The sequence below is a fragment of the Kitasatospora sp. NPDC091207 genome (genome assembly GCF_044768625.1).
GTDB lineage: Bacteria > Actinomycetota > Actinomycetes > Streptomycetales > Streptomycetaceae > Kitasatospora.
This window is the reverse complement of the sequence record NZ_JBIVVS010000006.1, coordinates 195,489-213,940: the sequence shown is the minus strand read 5'-3', so window position 1 is coordinate 213,940 and position 18,452 is coordinate 195,489. Positions and strand designations below refer to the sequence as shown.

At 75.0% G+C, this 18,452-nt stretch carries 17 protein-coding genes; 11 read left to right on the top strand and 6 right to left on the bottom strand.

Going from position 1 to position 18,452, the window contains the following annotated elements; all coding sequences use genetic code 11:
- Positions 1 to 4 precede the first annotated feature (4 nt).
- Together ACIQTO_RS14090 and ACIQTO_RS14085 are read right to left on the bottom strand one after the other, a co-directional pair.
- The gene (locus tag ACIQTO_RS14090) at positions 5 to 904 is read right to left on the bottom strand and encodes a 5'-3' exonuclease H3TH domain-containing protein (RefSeq protein ID WP_402387741.1); all 900 of its coding nucleotides are present in this window, start codon (positions 902 to 904) and stop codon (positions 5 to 7) included.
- Between the two features lie 57 nt (positions 905 to 961).
- Positions 962 to 2,029, bottom strand: a complete 1,068-nt coding sequence (locus ACIQTO_RS14085) for a cation diffusion facilitator family transporter (protein ID WP_402387497.1) — start codon at positions 2,027 to 2,029, stop codon at positions 962 to 964.
- A gap of 172 nt (positions 2,030 to 2,201) precedes the next feature.
- On the opposite strand from ACIQTO_RS14085, the gene chrA reads away from it, so the two are divergent.
- From chrA to ACIQTO_RS14050, 7 genes are all read left to right on the top strand, one after another.
- Positions 2,202 to 3,440 carry a chromate efflux transporter gene (chrA, locus tag ACIQTO_RS14080; RefSeq protein WP_402387495.1) on the top strand — a complete coding sequence of 413 codons (1,239 nt, stop codon included), beginning with the start codon at positions 2,202 to 2,204 and terminating at the stop codon, positions 3,438 to 3,440.
- 182 nt (positions 3,441 to 3,622) lie between these two features.
- Complete coding sequence (locus tag ACIQTO_RS14075) at positions 3,623 to 4,627, top strand: acyl-ACP desaturase (protein ID WP_402387492.1); 1,005 nt, start codon at positions 3,623 to 3,625, stop codon at positions 4,625 to 4,627.
- Complete coding sequence (locus tag ACIQTO_RS14070) at positions 4,624 to 5,529, top strand: class I SAM-dependent methyltransferase (RefSeq protein WP_402387490.1); 906 nt, start codon at positions 4,624 to 4,626, stop codon at positions 5,527 to 5,529. Before ACIQTO_RS14075 ends, ACIQTO_RS14070 begins: the two co-directional genes overlap by 4 nt.
- 31 nt (positions 5,530 to 5,560) lie before the next feature.
- Positions 5,561 to 6,970 carry an MFS transporter gene (locus ACIQTO_RS14065; RefSeq protein WP_402387487.1) on the top strand — a complete coding sequence of 470 codons (1,410 nt, stop codon included), beginning with the start codon at positions 5,561 to 5,563 and terminating at the stop codon, positions 6,968 to 6,970.
- Between the two features lie 33 nt (positions 6,971 to 7,003).
- Positions 7,004 to 7,252 (top strand): acyl carrier protein, encoded by a 249-nt coding sequence (locus ACIQTO_RS14060; RefSeq protein WP_402387484.1) that lies wholly within the window; start codon positions 7,004 to 7,006, stop codon positions 7,250 to 7,252.
- On the top strand, positions 7,249 to 8,472 hold the full coding sequence (locus ACIQTO_RS14055) for a beta-ketoacyl-[acyl-carrier-protein] synthase family protein (RefSeq protein ID WP_402387481.1): 1,224 nt from the start codon (positions 7,249 to 7,251) through the stop codon (positions 8,470 to 8,472). Before ACIQTO_RS14060 ends, ACIQTO_RS14055 begins: the two co-directional genes overlap by 4 nt.
- A gap of 134 nt (positions 8,473 to 8,606) precedes the next feature.
- Complete coding sequence (locus ACIQTO_RS14050; RefSeq protein WP_402387478.1) at positions 8,607 to 9,500, top strand: SGNH/GDSL hydrolase family protein; 894 nt, start codon at positions 8,607 to 8,609, stop codon at positions 9,498 to 9,500.
- Here ACIQTO_RS14050 and ACIQTO_RS14045 read toward each other — a convergent pair.
- Entirely contained in the window at positions 9,497 to 10,243 is a 747-nt protein-coding gene (locus ACIQTO_RS14045) for a gamma-glutamyl-gamma-aminobutyrate hydrolase family protein (RefSeq protein ID WP_402387475.1), read from the bottom strand. The two genes, ACIQTO_RS14050 and ACIQTO_RS14045, sit on opposite strands and share 4 nt — an antisense overlap.
- Positions 10,244 to 10,398: 155 nt before the next feature.
- On the opposite strand from ACIQTO_RS14045, the gene ACIQTO_RS14040 reads away from it, so the two are divergent.
- The 4 genes from ACIQTO_RS14040 (at position 10,399) to ACIQTO_RS14025 (ending at position 15,293) form a co-directional block, all read left to right on the top strand.
- Positions 10,399 to 11,793 carry a glutamine synthetase family protein gene (locus ACIQTO_RS14040; protein ID WP_402387472.1) on the top strand — a complete coding sequence of 465 codons (1,395 nt, stop codon included), beginning with the start codon at positions 10,399 to 10,401 and terminating at the stop codon, positions 11,791 to 11,793.
- Between the two features lie 5 nt (positions 11,794 to 11,798).
- A complete protein-coding gene (locus tag ACIQTO_RS14035; protein WP_402387469.1) occupies positions 11,799 to 13,166 on the top strand; it encodes an aldehyde dehydrogenase family protein in 1,368 nt (455 codons plus the stop codon).
- Positions 13,167 to 13,175: 9 nt separating this feature from the next.
- Positions 13,176 to 13,982, top strand: a complete 807-nt coding sequence (locus ACIQTO_RS14030; RefSeq protein ID WP_402387466.1) for a 3-oxoacyl-ACP reductase — start codon at positions 13,176 to 13,178, stop codon at positions 13,980 to 13,982.
- 99 nt (positions 13,983 to 14,081) lie between these two features.
- On the top strand, positions 14,082 to 15,293 hold the full coding sequence (locus ACIQTO_RS14025; RefSeq protein WP_402387463.1) for a DUF2510 domain-containing protein: 1,212 nt from the start codon (positions 14,082 to 14,084) through the stop codon (positions 15,291 to 15,293).
- A gap of 139 nt (positions 15,294 to 15,432) precedes the next feature.
- Here the strand turns inward: ACIQTO_RS14025 and ACIQTO_RS14020 are convergent, their stop codons facing one another.
- The 3 genes from ACIQTO_RS14020 to ACIQTO_RS14010 form a co-directional block, all read right to left on the bottom strand.
- A complete protein-coding gene (locus tag ACIQTO_RS14020) occupies positions 15,433 to 16,356 on the bottom strand; it encodes a lytic polysaccharide monooxygenase (RefSeq protein ID WP_402387460.1) in 924 nt (307 codons plus the stop codon).
- A gap of 239 nt (positions 16,357 to 16,595) precedes the next feature.
- Entirely contained in the window at positions 16,596 to 17,033 is a 438-nt protein-coding gene (locus ACIQTO_RS14015; protein WP_402387457.1) for a hypothetical protein, read from the bottom strand.
- Positions 17,034 to 17,113: 80 nt separating this feature from the next.
- Positions 17,114 to 18,346, bottom strand: coding sequence for an amino acid deaminase/aldolase (locus tag ACIQTO_RS14010; RefSeq protein WP_402387455.1), 1,233 nt, complete (start codon positions 18,344 to 18,346; stop codon positions 17,114 to 17,116).
- Positions 18,347 to 18,452 lie beyond the last annotated feature (106 nt).

The following is an 18,452-nucleotide window of genomic DNA, read 5'->3' as shown; positions in this document are numbered from 1 at the left end:
TCCGTCAGCCGGCCAGTGTCTCCAGGACGCGCTCCAGGGAGGTGCCGAGGCCCCAGCGGGCGGCCAGCGCCTCCAGGGTCATCGGGTCGAGCGGCTCGGCAGGCAGGGTCGGGTCGAACTCCGGCAGCGGCGCGTCGGGGGCGACCCGGACCACGGTGGGGGCGACGTCCAGGTAGGCGGAGCCCTCGACGATGTTGCGCCGCCGGGCCGGGGTGAGCTTCGACCCGAGGTCGAGCGCGGCCGCCCGGATGCCCGCGAGGTCGCCGTACTCGTGGATCAGCTGCGCCGCCGTCTTCTCGCCGATGCCCTTGACGCCCGGCAGGCCGTCGCTGGCGTCGCCGCGCAGGGCGGCCATGTCCGCGTACCGGTCGCCGCGTACGCCGTACTTCTCCAGCAGCAGCGCGTCGTCGGTGACCTGCAGGTTGCCCATCCCCTTGACCGGGTAGAGCACGGTGATCGCGCGGGCGTCGTCCACCAGTTGGAAGAGGTCCCGGTCGCCGGTGACGATCTGGACCGGCCCGGTGGCGCGGGCGGTGAGGGTGCCGATCACGTCGTCGGCCTCGTAGCCGGGCGAGCCGACCCGGGCGATGCCCAGCGCGTCCAGCACCTGTTCGATCACCGGGACCTGCGGGGCGAGGGTGTCCGGCACCTCCTCCTCGCCGTCGACGGCCGCCTCGGCGAGGCGGTGCGTCTTGTAGGAGGGGATCAGGTCCACCCGCCACTGCGGACGCCAGTCGGCGTCCATACAGGCGACGAGCTGGTCGGGCCGGTGGTCGTGGACCAGCCGGGCGATGAAGTCCAGCAGGCCCCGGACGGCGTTGACCGGCTCGCCCCGCGGGGAGCGCAGGGAGTCCGGGACGCCGTAGTAGGCGCGGAAGTAGAGGCTGGCGGAGTCGAGCAGCATCAGTCGCGGTGCGGTCACGCCTCCGATCATGCCGTACCCGGCCGACAGCTCGCCGGTTCAGTGCTTGTGCGGGCCGGCGCGGTGGACCGGGCCGTGCGCGTCGGCGCAGTGCTCGGGGGAGAGGTCGCCCGGGGTGGTGATCTGCAGCAGCGCGCCCGCCTCGTCCTCGCCGACGTGGTCGACCTGGAGGGTGCTGTGGGTGATCCCGTACTCGCCCGCCAGCCGGCGCTGCAACTCCCGGCGGACGGCGTGGCAGTCTCCGCCGGGGGTGACCAGGATGTGCGCGGACAGGGCCGGCTGGCCGGAGGTGATCTCCCAGATGTGCAGGTCGTGGATCTCCTCCACCAGGGGCTGGGCGACCAGCCGGTCCGCCACCGCGTCCGGGTCGACGCCGGCGGGGGCGGCCTCCAGGAAGATCCGACCGGAGGCGCGGACCAGGCCGATGCCGGCCTTCAGCATCAGCGCCACCACGATCAGCGAGGCGATCGCGTCCGCCCGGGCGAAGCCGGTGGCCAGCATCACCGCGCCGGCGACGGCGGTGGCGATGAACGCGTACAGGTCGGTGACCACGTGCTGGAACGCGCCCTCGACGTTGAGCGAGCTGCGGTTGGCCTTGGACATGCACCAGGCGGCGGCCAGGTTGACCACGATCCCGATGAGCGCGGTGATCAGCACCAGCGAGCCGGTCACGTTCGGCGGGTCGATCAGCCGGGTGACGGCCTCGTAGCCCAGCCAGGCCGAGAGGATCAGCAGGGTGACGCCGTTGGCCTGGGCGGAGAGGATCTCGGCGCGCTTGAGTCCGTAGGTGTACCCGCCGCGGGCCGGGCGGGCGGACAGCCGCATCGCGACCAGGGCGAGCACGATCGAGGCGGCGTCGGTGAGCATGTGCGCCGCGTCGGAGATCAGCGCCAGCGACTGGGCGGCGAAGCCGACCACGACCTCGCCGGCCATGAACACCACGATCAGCGCGAGGGCGCTCACCAGCCAGCGGCGGTCCGCGTCGGCGGCCACGCCGTGCGTGTGCCCGCCGTGACCGCCATGACCGTGCCCGCCGTGGGTGTGGGCGCCGGCGGCATGCCGATGGTCATGCTCATGATCATCGTGGGAGTGCTCGTGCCCGGCCATCGTGGTCCTTTCGTGGACGCATGGGGGAGGAGACAGGGAGGCGACTTCCTGCAGTCGAAGTGAACCGCAGATCGAAAGAAGATCCAAAGGCTGCATTGGAGACCGTTGTCATTGCCGCGCCGTAACCCCCGTCCGGTAGGGTCTCGCCGCCACCGAGCGGGGGAGACGCAGCATGGAACGGACCGGACGGGTCGGCCTCGGCACCATCGCGCGGGAATGGGGCCGGATCGGTGTGCTCGGGTTCGGCGGGCCGCCCGCGCACATCCTGCTGCTGCGCCGGCTCTGCGTGGAGCGGCGCGGCTGGCTGGAGCCGAGCGAGTTCGAGGACGGCATCGCGGCGACCAATCTGCTGCCCGGCCCGGCCTCCACCCAGCTGGCCGTCCTCACCGCGTGGCGGCTGCGCGGGACGCCCGGGGCGCTGGTCGGCGGGTTCTGCTTCGTCGCGCCCGGACTGGTGCTGATCCTCGCCCTGTCGGCGCTCTTCCTGGCCGGCCACCCGCCGCTCTGGGTGCTCGGCGCGGCGGCGGGCGCCGGTGCGGCGGTGCCGGCGGTGGCGGTGCAGGCGGCCACCGCACTGATCCCCGGAAGCCTCACCCGCGCGGGCCGGGCGCGCTCCGCCCGGGCGCGCTGGACCGGGTACGCGCTCGCGGGCGCGACGGCGGCGGTCCTCGTCGGGCCGTGGCTGGTGCTGGTGCTGGTCGCCGCGGGCCTGGCCGAGGTCGCCGTCCGGGCGCGGGCGCGGCCCGCCGACAGCGAGGGCGAGGGTGACGGCGGGGGCGAGGGTGACGGCGACGGTGGCGGCGGCCGGACCGGCGGGCGCCGGGCCCCGCTGCCGCCGGCCGCCGTGCTGCCCGTGCTGCCGTTGGCCGGCGGGCTCGCCGGGCTCGGCGCGGTGGCCTGGGTGGCGTTCAAGGTGGGGGCGCTCTCCTACGGGGGCGGCTTCGTGATCATCCCGCTGATGCAGAACGACGCGGTCCAGCGGTACCACTGGATGACGGACGGTCAGTTCCTCAACGCCGTCGCCCTCGGCCAGGTCACCCCCGGGCCGGTGGTGCACACCGTCGCCGCGGTCGGCTACGCGGCCGCCGGGATCGGCGGCGGGCTGCTGGCGGCGGTGGTGGCCTTCGCGCCGTCCTTCCTCTTCGTCATCCTGGGCGGCCGGCACTTCGACCGGCTCCGGGCGGACCGGCGGGTGCAGGACTTCCTCACCGGGGCCGGTCCGGCGGTGATCGGCGCGATCGCGGGCTCGGCCGTGCCGCTGGCCGCCGCGCTCGGGCAGGGGTGGCAGTGGGGGGTGCTGGTGGGTGCGCTGCTGTGGCTGGTCGCGGCCCGCCGGGGTGTGGTGCTCGCCCTGCTCGCGGCCGGCGGGGCCGGCGTCCTCGCCGTCCTGGCCGGTCTGCCGCCGGCCTGAGGTGAGGTCCGGTCCCGGGGTCTGCCGCCGGCCTGAGGTGCGGTCCGGCGGTGGGGCGAGGTCCGGTCCCGGGGCGCGATGCCGCCCCGGGGCGCCGCGCGTGTCAGTGGTGCGGCGTGCTTGACCCGATCGGGTGAGGCCGGTTTGCGTAGGTGCGCCCGGCTGCGCAACGATCACCATCCGTGAAGATCACTACGGCGGGGGCCGTCCGCTGGCTCGTCGAATTGGAGCCCACCGCCGCCGATTTGATGAATCGTCACCTCGCTTCGGCGCGCGAGTGGTTTCCGCACCAGTACGTGCCGTGGACCCTCGGCCGGGACTTCGACGGCCCGCTGGACGGCCGGTCCTGGCACCCCGACCAGTCCGTGTTGAGCCCCGCCGTGCGCTCCGCCCTGGTGGTCAACCTGCTCACCGAGGACAACCTGCCCGGCTACCACTGGACGATCGGGGCGCAGACCTCCCGGGACGGCGCCTGGGGCGCCTGGCTGCACCGGTGGACCGCCGAGGAGGACCGGCACGCCGGATCCATCCGGGCCTACCTGCACGCCGCCCGGGCCGTCGACCCGATCGCCCTGGAACGCGCCCGGATGGCCCAGCTCGGCATCGGCGCCGTGCCCGAACCGGCCGGCGTGCTCGGCGTGGTCGCCTACGCCGCCGTGCAGGAGCTGGCCACCCGGGTGAGCCACCGCAACACCGGCCGGCTCAGCGGAGACCCGGTGTGCGAGCGGCTGCTCGCCCGGATCGCCCAGGACGAGAACCTGCACATGGTCTTCTACCGCGAACTGCTGCGGGCCGCCCTGGAACTGAGCCCCGACCCGGTGCTCGCCGTGCTCGACGGGACCGTCCGCGACTTCGCCATGCCGGGGCAGGGCATGCCCGGCTTCGCCCGGATGGCGGCCGAGGTCGCGGTGGCCGGGGTGTACGACCTCCGGGTCCACCACGACGAGGTCCTGGTCCCATTGGTCCGCTCGCTGAGGCTCTTCGAGCTGACCGGCCTGGGCCCGGTCGGCGAGCGGGCCCGGGACCGGCTCGCCGAGCACCTGGAGCGCCTGGACACCCGGGCCGCCCGCTTCGTCGAGCGCCGGGACCAGGCCCTGGCCGCCCGCGCCCGCCGCGGAGCCCCCGCGCCCGCGGTGCCCGCGCCCGCGTCGCCCGCAAGTCCGTCCGGTCGAACAGGAGCAGCATGACCATCACCACCACCGGTACCGGCGTCACCGACATCGAGTTCCACTACGACCTCGGCAACGAGTTCTACGCGCTCTGGCTCGACGAGACGCTGGCGTACACGGCGGCGATGTGGACGGGCATCCCCGGTGACGAGCCGGACGACACCGCGCTGCTCCGCGCCCAGCGGGCCAAGCTGGACCACCACCTGGACCTCGTCGGTGCCGAGCGCGGCGGCGGGGCGCGGCTGCTGGACGTCGGCTGCGGCTGGGGCGCGATGCTGTCCCACGCCGTCCGCGAGGACCGCGCCGCCTCCGCCACCGGCCTGACCATCTCCCGTGCCCAGTACGCCTACCTGGACGCGCTCGGGCTGCCGGGCGTCGAGGCCCGGCTGGAGAGCTGGGAGGACCACCGCCCCGAGCGGCCCTACGACGCGGTCGTCGGGATGGGCTCCTTCGAGCACTTCGCCACCGCCGGGATGAGCCGGGCCGAACGGCTCGGCGTCTACGCCCAGTACTTCGAGCGCTGCCACGGCTGGCTGCGCCCCGGCGGGCGGATGTCCTTGCAGACCATCGCGTACGACGGCGCCGCCGACGGCGGGGGCCCGGTCGGCTCGTTCGTCGGCAGCGACATCTTCCCCGGGTCCAGGCTGCCCCGGTTGAGTGAGATCGCGGCGGCGGCCGACCCGTACTTCTCGGTCGTCGTGCTGCACGCCTCCGCCGAGGACTACGCCCGCACCCTCAAGGCCTGGTCCGCCCGGCTGCTGCGGGCCCGCGCGGAGGCCGAGCGCCTGGTCGGCCCGGAGGGCTACCGGCGCTACCGGCTGTACCTGCGGGCCTGTGAGGTGACCTTCCTGCGCGGCGCGGCCACGCTGTACCGGATCGGCATGCGGCGGCGTGACGAGCCGCTGCGGCTGCCGGCCTGAGGCCGGGCGCGTGCGGCGGGAGAACGTGCCGGTGACCCGGCGGCGGGCGTGGGCGGCGGTGGCGGTGGTCTGCGCCGCGCTGTTCCTGCTCGGCCTGGACTTCACCGTCCTGAACGTGGCCGTCCCGGGCCTGCGGGCCGACCTGGGCCCGAGCCTGGCCGAGACCCAGTGGATCGTCGACGGCTACGCCCTGGCGCTCGGCGGCTGCGTCCTGGCCGCCGGCGCGCTGGGCGACCGGTACGGCCGGCGCCTGGCCTTCGGCACCGGGCTGGCGCTCTGCGCGCTCGCCTCGGTGGCGGGTGCGGTCGGCGACGCGCCCGCCCATCTGGTCGCCGCCCGCTGCGGGATGGGCCTGGGCGCGGCGCTCTTCATGCCCGCCACCCTCTCCACCATCGTGCACGTGCTGCCCGCGGCGGCGGACCGGCGACGGGCGATCGGCATCTGGGCGGCGGTGGCCGGGGTCGGCGCGCTGTTCGGGCCGGTCGCGGGCGGCTGGCTGGTCGAACGGTACGGCTGGCAGGCGGCGTTCTGGCTGAACGTGCCGGTGGTGGCGGCGATCCTGGCGGCCGTACCGGTGCTGCCCGAATCGCGCGATCCCGGGGCACGGCCGCTGGACCGCCCCGGCGCGCTGCTCTCCTGCGGCGGGCTGCTGGCGCTGGTCTGGGCCGTCATCGAGGCCCCCGGGCGGGGGTGGACCAGTGCCGGGGTGCTGGCCGCCTTCGGCGCGGCGGCGCTGCTGCTCCTCGCGTTCGCGGGGTGGCAACTGCGGTGCGCGGCGCCGATGGTGCCGGTCCGGCTGCTGCGCGGCGGCCCGGTCTGGCCGGCCACGCTCTGTCTGGCGCTGATGTCCTTCGCGATGTTCGGCGCGATGTTCCTGCTGACGCTCTACCTGCAGCAGGTGCGCGGCCTGTCGGCCTGGCAGGCCGGGCTGCGGATGGTCCCGCTCTCGCTGGGGCTCGCGGTCGGCGCGGTGCTCGGCCCGCTGGTGGCGCGGCGGCTGGGGGCCCGGGTCCCGGTGGCCGGCGGGCTGCTGCTGATCGTCGCCGGGTTCGCCCAACTGGGCCGGCTGGCCGCCGGCTCGGGCGACGCGCCGGTGCTGGCCTTCGAGGGCATCTGCGGTCTCGGCGCCGGGCTGCTGGCGCCGGTCGCCACCGAACTGGTGATGAGCGCGGTGCCCGCGGGCATGGCGGGCGTCGGCTCCGGCCTCAACGACGCCACCCGGCAGGTCGGTTCGACGCTGGGCGTGGCGGTGCTCGGCTCGGTCCTGGCCACCTCGGTGGCCGGCGCCCCGGCGGGCGACGTCGGCGCGTTCACCGACGGTCTCGCCGCCGCCTCCCGGGTGGGCGCCGGCGCCGCCCTGCTCGCCGCCGTCCTCGCCTGGTCCCTGCTGCCCGGGCGCCGCCCGGTGCCGTCCCCCGTCCTCGTCCCCGAGCTCGACTGACCACCCCCGCCAGCCAGCGAAAGGCCCACCGCCATGTCCCCGTCCCAGAGCTACGACATCCTCCACGCCTGCCTGATCACGGAGTTCGACGTCGCCCCGGAGCGCGTCCGGCCCGACGCCACCCTGGCCTCGTTGGAACTCGACAGCCTGGCGCTGGTCGAGCTCTCCCTGCTGGTGGAGGAGCGGATCGGCGTGACCGTGGCCGACATCCGGCCGGACGGCACCCTGGGTGAGCTCGCGGCCTTCGCCGACGCCGGCCTGGCCGCGGGCGCCGTCAGTTGAGCGGGCGCACGGTGGCGGTGACCGGGCTCGGCCTGATCACCCCGGCCGGCTTCGGGGCGGAGGCCACCTGGCAGCACTTCCTCGGTGGCGGGCCGACCGCCCGCCCGGACCTGACGCTGGCCGGCTTGAACGCCGACTTCTGCTGCACCGTCGACCCGTACGACGCGCCGGGGCTGCTCGGCGGCCGGCTGGCCCGCCGGCTCGATCCGTTCGCCCAACTCGCCCTCCTGGCAGCCCGCGAGGCGGTCGCCGATGCCCGGCTCGACCCGGCCGGGTGGGACGGCGCCCGGGTCGGGGTGGTGCTCGGCGTCAGCGCGACCAGCGTCACGACCCACCAGGTCGAGTACGCCCGGCTGGAGCAGGGCCGGGCGGACCGGATCTCCCCGCTGATGCTGCCGCGCAGCATCCCCAACATGGCGGCCGGTGAGGTCAGTCTGGACCTCGGGGCGCTCGGGCCCAGCCTGGTCGTCAGCACCGCCTGCGCGTCCGGTACCAGCGCGCTCGGGCTCGCCTGCGACCTGCTCCGGGCCGGCACCTGCGACCTGGTGCTGGCCGGCGGTGCGGACAGCGGCCGCTCCCGGATGGTGGCGACCGCCTTCGACCGGCTGGGCGCGCTCTCCCGCCGCCGGCACGACCCGGCCGGCGCCTCCCGGCCGTTCGACGCCGACCGGGACGGCTTCGTCCTCGGCGAGGGCGCGGGCGTCCTCGTCCTGGAGCGCGTCGAGCACGCCCGGGCGCGCGGTGTCCGTCCGCGCGCCTACCTGGCGGGACACGGCTCCGCCGCCGACGCCTACCACTTCACCGCGCCCCACCCGGACGGTGACGGCCTCGCCCGCGCCCTCGACACCGCGCTCGCCGACGCCGGACTGGCGCCGTACGAGATCGGGCACGTCAACGCGCACGGCACCGGCACCGCCCTGAACGACCCGGCGGAGGCGGCCGCGCTGCGGCAGGTCTTCCGCCGCCCGCCGCCGGTCACCGCCAACAAGAGCGTGATCGGCCACACCATGGGCGCGGCCGGTGCGATCGAGGCGGCGCTGACCGTGCTGACCCTGCAGCACCAGCTGATCCCGCCGACCGCCAACCTCGACCGGATGGACGAGGCGATCGACCTCGACGTGGTCACCAAGGTGCCCCGGCCGGTCGCCCTGCAGGCCGCCGTCTCGGTCTCCAGCGGCTTCGGCGGCCAGAACGCGGTGGTCGTCCTGACCGCCGCCTGACCGTCCTCCCTTCGCCTGCCCGCTGTCCGCGCCGGGCTCCCGGCCCGGCTGCCGCACCCGGAAGGGCCGGGCGGCGGCTCCGCCCTGCCCTGGTCCCGCCACCCCCGTCCGACCTCCCGCCCTGGAGTACCGCCATGCCCGCCGGCCCCGTCCCGACCGCCCCGACCACCGACCCCGCCCCGAGCGCCCCGGCCCCGCCGCCGCCCCGCCCCGCCGGGACCACCGGTCGCCCCGGCGGACCGCTCGGCCGGGCCCGGCTCGCCGCCGCCCGCCTCTACAGCCGGGCGCTGATGCGCCGCCCGCCCGCCGACTGGTCGGTCCCGTTCGCCGACGGCCGGTACGGGCCCGCCGAACCGGCCGACGGCCGCCCGCTCACCCTGCTGATGCTGGGCGACTCACTGGCCCGGAGCCTCGGGGCGGGCCGCCGCGAGGAGACCCTCGGCGCCCGGCTCGCCGAGGGCCTCGGCCACCGGCTGGACCGGTCGGTGGACCTGCGGGTGCTGGCCCGGGTCGGCGCCACCACGGCCGGCCTGCGGCACCAGGTGGTCCGGGCGGCCCGGCTGCGGCCCGGTCTCGCGGTGCTGATCGTCGGCGGCAACGACGCCCTGCTCCCGCTGTCGCTCGGCCGGTCCGGCCGCCGCTTCGCGCACCTGCTGGGGGCCCTGCGCGAGGCCGGGTGGGAGCTGGTCGTGGTGCCCTGCCCCGATCCGGGGTACGCCCCCGGATTCCGGGCACCGGCCCGCTGGTGGGGCGGTCGCCGCTCCCGCCGGCTGGCCCGGCTGCAGAGTCGTGCCGCCGAGCGGGCCGGTGCCGTGCCGGCGCCGGCCTCCGAGACCGAGTTCCACGACCGGGCGGGCGAACTCCTCGGCCCGGACGGCGTGCACCCGTCCCCGCTCGGCTACGCGGAACACGCGGAGCGGATGCTGCCGAGCCTGCTGACGGCGGCGTGCCGGCCCGACCGCGCCGGGCCCGACCGCGCCGGGCCCGACCGCGCCGGGTCCGCCGGGTCCGCCGCCGACCCGGCCTAGCCGAGGGCGGCGGCCCCGACCGCGTCCAGCGGCACCGTCCGGGCCGCCGTCGCCGCCCGGACCAGGGCCCGCATCACCCGCAGGTCGTTCCCCTGCTCGGGGTGCCACTGCACCCCGAGGGTGAACCCCGGCCCCTCCACCGCCTCCACGGTGCCGTCCGGCGCGTGCGCGCTCACCCGCAGCCCCGCGCCGAGCCGGTCCACCGCCTGGTGGTGGAAGGTCGGCACGGCCAGCTCGCTCTCCGGCAGCAGCCCGCCCAGCAAGGTCCCGGGCACCGGCCGCACCGTGTGCTCCCCGTACTTGCCGGGCGAGCCGCCGTGCACGTCCGGGACCACCACGTCCGGGAGGTGCTGGACGAGCGAGCCGCCGCAGACCACGTTCAGCACCTGCATGCCCCGGCAGATGCCCAGCAGCGGCATGCCCGCCGCCAGGGCCGCCCGCAGCAGCGCCGACTCCCAGTGGTCCCGCTCCGGCGCGTCCGCCTCGGTCAGCGGGTGCGGCGGCTGCCCGTAGTACGCCGGGTCGATGTCCGGCCCGCCCGCGATGACCAGCGCGTCCAACCGGGCGAGCACCTCCGGCGCGCGCTCCGGGGCGTCCGGCGGCAGCAGTACCGCGATCCCGCCCGAATCCCGCACGTACGCGGTGTACCGCTCGGGCACCAGTGCCACCCGGCGGTCCCGCCAGTCGCTCCAACTCGCGTCCACCAGGTAGGTGCTGACGCCGATGAAAGGCCTGCGATCCATGGCGGGCATTCTCCTCCCGCTCCGCCCGATCCCCCGTCAACCACGCGTATCGGCGCGCCACACCCGTCCGCCCTCTTCCGCGCTGTCACCGGCAGGCCGTACGGTTCGCTGTGACCGACTGATCTCGCTGAGTGATCGAAGGAGAGGGTTCCGTCATGCCCGACAACGCCGCCGCGGGCGCGCCGCCGCGCGCGCCGCTCACCCTCGACGAGCTGCGCACGCTGGTCGACGCCGGCGAGATCCACACCGTCGCCCTCGCCTTCACCGACATGCAGGGCCGGCTCCAGGGCAAGCGCTTCGCCGCCCGGTTCTTCCTCGACGAGGTCGCCGAGCACGGCGCCGAGGCCTGCGACTACCTGCTCGCCGTCGACATCGACCTCAACACCGTCGACGGCTACGCCTCGTCCTCCTGGGAGACCGGCTACGGCGACTTCGCCATGCGCCCCGACCTCGGCACCCTGCGGCTCACCCCCTGGCAGCCCGGCACCGCCCAGGTCACCGCCGACCTCGCCCGGCACGGCGGCCACCCCGTCGACACCGCGCCCCGCCGGCTGCTGCAGCGCCAGATCGAGCGCCTCGCCGAGTACGGCCTGGCCGCCGACATCGGCACCGAGCTGGAGTTCCTGGTCTTCCGCGACACCTACGAACAGGCCTGGCTCGGCGGCTACCGCGGCCTCACCCCGGCCAACCAGTACAACGTGGACTACTCGCTGCTCGGCACCGCCCGGGTCGAGCCGCTGCTCTCCCGGATCCGCAACGAGATGGCCGGCGCCGGCCTCGTCGTCGAGTCGGCCAAGGGCGAGTGCAACCTCGGCCAGCACGAGATCGCCTTCCGCTACGCCGACGCCCTCACCACCTGTGACCAGCACAGCGTCTACAAGACCGGGGCCAAGGAGATCGCCGCCCAACAGGGCTGCGCACTCACCTTCATGGCCAAGTACGACGAGCGCGAGGGCAACAGCTGCCACATCCACCTGTCCCTGCGGGACCTGCGCGACCCGGGCGGCGCCCCCGCCTTCGCCGACCGCGACGGCCGGATGACCGACACCATGCGGCACTTCCTGGCCGGCCAGCTCACCGCGCTGCGCGAGTTCAGCCTGCTCTACGCGCCCAACATCAACTCCTACAAGCGCTACCGGCCCGGCTCCTTCGCGCCGACCGCCGTCGCCTGGGGCCGGGACAACCGGACGTGCGCCTACCGGGTGGTCGGCCGCGGCCCCAGCCTGCGGATGGAGAACCGCGTCCCCGGCGGCGACGTCAACCCGTACCTCGCCGTGGCCGGCATGATCGCGGCCGGTCTGCACGGCCTCCAGCAGAAGCTCGAACTGCCCGCCCCCTGCCTCGGCAACGCCTACGCCGCCGACGAGTACGCCCGGGTGCCCGGCTCGCTGCGCGAGGCCGCCGACCGCTGGGCGGACAGCGAACTCGCCCGCACCGCGTTCGGCCACGACGTGGTCGAGCACTACCTGCACATGGCCCGGGTCGAGCAGAACGCGTACGACAGCGCCGTCACCGACTGGGAGCGCTACCGGTCCTTCGAGCGGATGTGAGCGGCATGGAGACCCCCACCGCCAGCACCGTCCTCAACCCCGCCACCGGCGAACCGCTGGGCACCGTCCCCGACACCACCCCGGCCCGGCTGGACGCCGCCGTCCTGCACGCCGTCAAGGCCCAGCAGGGCTGGGCCGCGCTCGCCCCCGGGGACCGCGCCCGACTGCTGCGCCGCTTCGCCGACCAGGTCGACGCGCACATCCCCGAACTGGCCGCCCTGGAGGTCAGCGAGGCCGGGCACACCCTCGGCAACGCCCGCTGGGAGGCCGGCAACGTCCGTGACCTCCTGGAGTACGCCGCCGGGGGAGTGGAGCGGCTCACCGGCCGGCAGATCCCGGTGGCCGGCGGGGTGGACATCACCTTCCACGAGCCGATCGGGGTGGTCGGGGTGATCGCCCCGTGGAACTTCCCGATGCCGATCGCCGCCTGGGGCTTCGCGCCCGCCCTCGCCGCGGGCAACGCCGTGCTCCTCAAGCCCGCCGAGGCCACCCCGCTCACCGCACTGCGGCTGGCCGAACTCGCCCTCGCCGCCGGGCTTCCGGAAGGCCTCCTCCAGGTCGTCCCCGGCCCCGGCGCCACCACCGGGCGGGCCCTGGTCGACCATCCCGCCGTCCGCAAGATCGTCTTCACCGGCTCGACCGTGGTCGGCAAGGAGGTCGCCGCCCGCTGCGCCGCCGGGGCCAAGCGGGTCACCCTCGAACTCGGCGGCAAGAGCCCCAACATCGTCTTCGCCGACGCCGACCTCGCCCGCGCCGCCGATCCGATGTCCTTCCTCGACAACAGCGGCCAGGACTGCTGCGCGCGCAGCCGCATCCTGGTCCAGCGCGAGGCGCTCGACGACTTCCTCGCCCTGCTGCTGCCCGCCGTCGAAGCCGTCCGCACCGGGGATCCGGCCGACCCGGACACCCAGCTGGGCCCGCTGATCTCCGCCGCCCAGGTCCGCCGGGTGGCCTCCTACGTCACCCCCGAGCTGCCGGTGCTGGCCCGCGGCGCGGTGCCCGACGGTCCCGGTTTCTGGTACCCGCCCACCGTGCTGGCCCCCGCCGACCCGAGCGTGCCCGCGGCCACCGAGGAGATCTTCGGCCCGGTCGCGGTGGTGCTCCCCTTCGACGGCGAGGCGGACGCCGTGCGGCTGGCCAACGCCACCCGCTACGGACTCTCCGGTTCCATCTGGACGCGGGACGTCGGCCGCGCGCTGCGCCTGGCCAGGGGCGTCGCGGCGGGCAACCTGTCGGTGAACTCGCACTCCTCGGTGCGGTACTGGACGCCCTTCGGCGGTTTCGGCGAGTCCGGTGTCGGCCGGGAGCTCGGGCCCGACGCGCTGGTCCACTTCACCGAGACCAAGAACGTGTTCATCCAGAGCGAGGAGTAGGAGCCGGCCATGAGCGAGAAGCCCGCCGCGAACGAGAAGGACGCCCCGGTCTGCCGGCGCCTGGTCGGCCGCACGGCCGTGATCACCGGCGCCGGCAGCGGCATCGGCCTGGCCGCCGCCCGCCGGCTCGCCGCCGAGGGCGCGAAGGTGGTCTGCGCCGATGTCGACGAGGCCACCGGCAAGGCGGCCGCCCAGGAGGTCGGCGGCCTCTTCGTGCACACCGACGTCACCGACCCGTACATGGTCGAGGCGCTCTTCGACGAGGCCTACGAGACCTGCGGCAGCGTGGACGTCGCCTTCAACAACGCGGGCATCTCGCCGCCGGAGGACGACTCCATCCTCACCACCGGGCTGGCGGCCTGGCGCAAGGTGCAGGAGGTCAACCTGACCTCCGTCTACCTGTGCTGCAAGGCGGCGCTGCCGTACATGCGGCGGCACGGGCGCGGCTCGATCATCAACACCGCCAGCTTCGTGGCCCGGATGGGCGCGGCCACCTCGCAGATCTCCTACACCGCCTCCAAGGGCGGGGTGCTGGCGATGTCCCGCGAGCTGGGCGTGCAGTTCGCCCGCGAGGGCATCCGGGTCAACGCGCTCTCGCCCGGGCCGGTGGACACCCCGCTGCTGCGGGAGCTGTTCGCCGCGGACCCGGAGCGGGCCGCCCGCCGGCTGGTGCACATTCCGCTCGGCCGCTTCGCCCGGCCCGAGGAGATCGCGGCCGCCGTCGCCTTCCTCGCCAGCGACGACTCGTCCTTCATCACGGCGAGCGAGTTCCTGGTCGACGGGGGCATCGCGGGGGCCTATGTGACCCCGGTGTAGCCCTCCGTTCGGCCTTCTCACCGTAATCTCATGCAGAATGCCGGGAATTGGCGGTCGCGCTGATATCGCGTTTATCCGGCTGCCTTTAGATTCTCTGTCGTGAGCGAGCAGATTCCCGCCGGGTGGTACCCGGACCCGAAGGACATCACCAGCGATCCGCGACCGCAGCGCTGGTGGGACGGCAAGGGCTGGACGGCCGACACCCGGCCCGCACCCTCGGACGCCCCGACGACGCCGGAGCCCGCGGCGTCCGGGGAGCCGGGGCCGGACGCGACCGCCGAGACCCGCGTGCTGGAGGGGGAGGTGCTCGGGAGCGGTCCGACGGTCCGCTACCCGGAGCCGCCCCCCTTCGGCGCCGCCTACGGCGCGGTCGCGCCGCCGGCTCCCAAGGCCCGGCGCAAGCCGTCCAAGCTGGTCGTCGCGGCCACCGTCGCCGCCCTGCTGGGCCTCGGCGCCGGCTCGGGGATCACCTACCTGGCGATGGACGGCAACGGGGAGTCGCGTGCCACGCACCGGATCTCCCGGCAGGCTCCGCCCTACGGCGAGGACGGCCCGTGGGGCGGTCTGCCCGACCTGGGCGGCCCGAACAACGACGGCGGCCAGGGTGGCAACGGCGGCAACGGCAACGGGAACGGCCAGGGGCAGGGCAAGGGCAACGGCCAGGGCAACGGCAACGGGCAGGGCAACGGCAACGGGCAGGGCAACGGCCAGGGCAACGGCAACGGGCAGGGCAATGGGAACGGCCAGGGCAAGGGCAACGGCGGCAACGCCCAGGACGGCGGGCCCGCCACCGACCTGGTGAACCGGATCACCCTGCCCGTCCCCGCCGGCTGGCAGGGCGGCACCACCCAGGACGGCTTCGCCGCACTGAGCGTGGGCTCCTACACCTGTGACGGCGGCGGCAGCTGCTCGCTGGGCGGTGCCAACACCGGCCGGATCGCCGGCGGCGGCACCGACGTCCAGGCGGCGGCCAAGGCCGACATCGCGGCGGCGGCCAAGGACTCCTACAACGACCTCAACTCGCACGAGGAGCTGAAGTCGGAGGCGGTCAAGGTCGGCGGCCGGGACGGCTACCTGGTCCGGTGGAAGGTCGACGCGGCGAAGGGCAACGACGGCTACGTGCAGACCGTGGTCTTCCCGTCCGCCGACGGCAAGTCGCTGATCTCCGTCCACCTCGGCTTCGACATCGCGGACAAGGCGCCCGACGTCTCCGTGATGGACACCATCGTCAAGGGCATCGCCGACTACACCGGCAAGCTGCCGGCCTTCCCGGGGGGCGGCGCCGGCCCCGGTGGCGGTACCACCACCTGACCGCGCCGCTCCGCTCACGTACGGCGGCCCACCCGGATGAGTCCGGGTGGGCCGCCGCCGTGTTCACACACCCTGGTGGGGGTAGCCCGGGCCGGATCGCACGGGGGTCGGTGGGCGGTCCGGCCCGGGCTTCCGGCGGTCAGGAGTCGCGTCGAACAGCCTCGAAGCGACGGCGCCGGAGCACCATGCCGGCCCAGCCGACGCTGATCGCGGCGGCGCCGGCCAGCAGCAGCGGACCGGTGGCCGAGCCGCCGACGGCGGCGCTGGCGGTCGGCACCACCGCGCCCGCCGGCTCGTTGGCGTTGCCGCCGTGCCCGTGGTGGGCGACGGTGGACTTGGACTGGCCCGCGGTGATCTGCTCCTCGCTCGGCGCGACCGGAGCCTGCGCGGAGAGCGCCGAGACGCTCTGGCCGGCGGCGGCCGCGGGCTGGCCGAAGTCGACGTCGGAGCAGCTGTAGAACGCCTCGGGGCTGTCACTGCGCTGCCAGACCATGTAGAGCAGCTGGCGGCCGGTGCGCTGCGGCAGCGTGCCGGTGTAGTTGTAGTAGCCGTCCGTGGCGGTGCGGGTGACCGGCACCTGGGCGACCGGGGTCGACTCCAGGTCGGACCACTTCAGCGGCTTGGTCGGGTCGTAGCCGGCCTTGGTGATGTAGACGGTCTGGGTGCCGACGTGCGCGGCGGTGACGCGGAACTTGAAGGTGAACGCGCCGGCGCTGACCGGGGTGGCCGGCCAGTCGGTGCGCGGCATGTCCAGCGCCTTGTACTTGTCGCGGTTGGCCGAGCAGAGCTTGCCGTCCGGGATCAGCGCCTGGTGGTTGCCGTTCGCGTTGGCGATGTTGACCTCGTTCCAGTCGTACAGCGGCTGGGTGCCGCTCATCGCCACGAGGTCCTTGCAGACCTGGGACTTGGGGGTCTCCGGGCCCTCGGCGTAGCAGGCCGCGATCCTGCTGACCGGGTTGGTCATGGCGCCGTGGGCACTGGCGGTGCCGGCGGCGGTGGTCGACACCGCGAGGACCGCGGCGCCTATGACGCCGAGGGACAGGGCACTTCGCTTGATGGACATGGGGTGGGGACTCCTTGACCAGTGTTCCGGACCGAGAGTGTGGGGGATGGGCACGTCTGCCCGGGGTCCGCCGGCCCGGCACGCGGGACCCGGGCAGAGCGTATGATTGGACTAGACCAACTGGCAATAGCCCGTTGTGGCGTACTTTTTGACGGACTGTAGCCGTACGCGCAGCGCAAAGGCCCGAGGGGACGCGGATGTTAGGCGTCCCCTCGGGCCTCTTTAAGGTTCGGGAAAGGTCAGCTCGGCGGCGGCGCCGCCGTCGAGTGGGAACTCACCCCGGTCACCGTGCCGGCCTGGATGACCATGCCGTGCACCGTCGTGCCGCTGATCGTGTTGTGCACGCTGCCCGGGGCCGCCGCCGGCTTCGGCCTGAACTCGTCCAGGATGTCCTGGAGTTCGCGGGCCACCTCGGGGTTCTCCAGCAGCGCCTCGCGCAGCCGGCCGCGCCAGGTGCCGGTCAGGTCGTTGACGGCCTCGGCGTCGCCGGCCTCCCGGGCACGGGTGATGGCCGTCCGCGAGCGCTCCAGCGCCGCCGCCTCCGTCTCGTCGCTCTCGCCCCGTCCGAACAGCGCGGCGAACCGCGAACGGGCCTGCGTCCAGGCCTCGGTGGCCATCAGTCCGACGAGGGTGGTGGCACCTGACGCCACCAGCTGCTGCACGATCTCGGCCTCCACGGCGCCCCCTGGTGTCGCGTCCGGTCCTGTCGGGACCACGGTAGAGGAGCGGAGGCGCCGGGGCGGGGAACTCGGCGAGGTCAGAGGAAGGTCTTCCGCTCACCCCGGTAGGTCGGGACGGTGCGCACCACCGCGTCGCCCTCGATCAGGTGCAGCTCGGCGAACCGCTCGCACAGCTCGCCCGCCTTGGCGTGCCGGAACCAGACCCGGTCGCCGATCAGCAGGTCGTCCGCGGCCGGGCCGAGCAGCGGGGTCTGCACCTCGCCGGCGCCCTCCATCGGGTCGTAGCGCAGCCCCGGCGGCAGGTAGGGCACCGGCGAGCGGTCCGGCCCGGCGGCGCCGGAGGCGGGGTAGCCGCCGCCGAGCACCGTCACGACGCCGAGGCCGGGCCGGCGCACCACCGGCTGCCCGAACAGCGCCGCCGGTCGGCCCCGGAACGCGCGGTAGTGGTCGAACAGCCGCGGCACGTACAGTCCCGAGCCCGCCGCGACCTCGGTGACCGCCCGCTCCGCCGCGGTCGACTCGACGCTGCCGGTGCCGCCGCCGTTGACGAACTCCAGCTCGGCCACCCGGCGCAGCCGCCGGACCGTCGCCGCGCGCCGCTCGGCCAGCTCGGCCCGTGCCTTCGCCTGCATCAGCCGGATCATCCGCGAGCGCACCGGCCGTCCGAGCGGGCTGTCGCCCACCCCGGCGATGTGCCCCTCGTAGGCCATCAGGCCGACCACCCCGAACCCCCGGCGGCGCTGCACCAGCTCGGCGAAGGCGCCCAGGTCCTCGGGCGTGCGCATCGGCGAGCGCCGGGCGCCGACCCGCACCCGCCCGCCGAGCAGGTGCAGCGAGGTGTCCAGTTCCAGGCAGACCCGCACCTCGGCGGGGCCGGTCCGGGCCGCGTCGATCAGGTCGAGCTGGGCCGGGTCGTCCACCAGGACGGTGACGGCGACGGCCAGGGCCGGATCGCCGGTCAGCTCGGCGAAGCCGGCCCGGTCGGCCGAGGGGTAGGCGAGCAGGATGTCGTGGACGCCGGCGCGGGCCAGCCAGAGCGACTCGCCCAGGGTGAAGCTCATCACCCCGGCGAAGCCGTCGGTGGCCAGCACCCGCTCCAGCAGCGCGCGGCACCGCACCGACTTGCTGGCCACCCGGATCGGCTTGCCGCCGGCCCGGCGGACCAGGTCGGCGGCGTTGGCGTCGAAGGCGGCCAGGTCGACGACGGCCACCGGGCCGTCCAGGTGGGCGGTGGCCCGGTCGTACCGGGCGCGGTCGGCCGCCGGCGAGGGCACGGCGGCGGTACGGGCAGCAGCTTCGAGCGTGGCCATGGGCGCAGAGTGCCACACCGGACTACCGGTGGGTAGGCCTGTGACGGGTGATCCACCCCGGTGGCGTCGGATCCGCCTGGATCCGGCGGCGGGTGTGAGGTGGCAT

Excerpts from the sequence above, each read along its gene's own strand:
- ACIQTO_RS14060 (WP_402387484.1), top strand. The coding sequence starts at position 7,004 with ATGTCCCCGTCCCAGAGCTACGACATCCTCCACGCCTGCCTGATCACG.
- ACIQTO_RS14020 (WP_402387460.1), bottom strand. The coding sequence starts at position 16,356 with ATGTCCATCAAGCGAAGTGCCCTGTCCCTCGGCGTCATAGGCGCCGCG.
- ACIQTO_RS14090 (WP_402387741.1), bottom strand. The coding sequence starts at position 904 with ATGCTGCTCGACTCCGCCAGCCTCTACTTCCGCGCCTACTACGGCGTC.
- ACIQTO_RS14085 (WP_402387497.1), bottom strand. The coding sequence starts at position 2,029 with ATGGCCGGGCACGAGCACTCCCACGATGATCATGAGCATGACCATCGG.
- ACIQTO_RS14035 (WP_402387469.1), top strand. The coding sequence starts at position 11,799 with ATGGAGACCCCCACCGCCAGCACCGTCCTCAACCCCGCCACCGGCGAA.
- ACIQTO_RS14040 (WP_402387472.1), top strand. The coding sequence starts at position 10,399 with ATGCCCGACAACGCCGCCGCGGGCGCGCCGCCGCGCGCGCCGCTCACC.
- chrA (WP_402387495.1), top strand. The coding sequence starts at position 2,202 with ATGGAACGGACCGGACGGGTCGGCCTCGGCACCATCGCGCGGGAATGG.
- ACIQTO_RS14070 (WP_402387490.1), top strand. The coding sequence starts at position 4,624 with ATGACCATCACCACCACCGGTACCGGCGTCACCGACATCGAGTTCCAC.
- ACIQTO_RS14045 (WP_402387475.1), bottom strand. The coding sequence starts at position 10,243 with ATGGATCGCAGGCCTTTCATCGGCGTCAGCACCTACCTGGTGGACGCG.
- ACIQTO_RS14030 (WP_402387466.1), top strand. The coding sequence starts at position 13,176 with ATGAGCGAGAAGCCCGCCGCGAACGAGAAGGACGCCCCGGTCTGCCGG.
- ACIQTO_RS14050 (WP_402387478.1), top strand. The coding sequence starts at position 8,607 with ATGCCCGCCGGCCCCGTCCCGACCGCCCCGACCACCGACCCCGCCCCG.
- ACIQTO_RS14010 (WP_402387455.1), bottom strand. The coding sequence starts at position 18,346 with ATGGCCACGCTCGAAGCTGCTGCCCGTACCGCCGCCGTGCCCTCGCCG.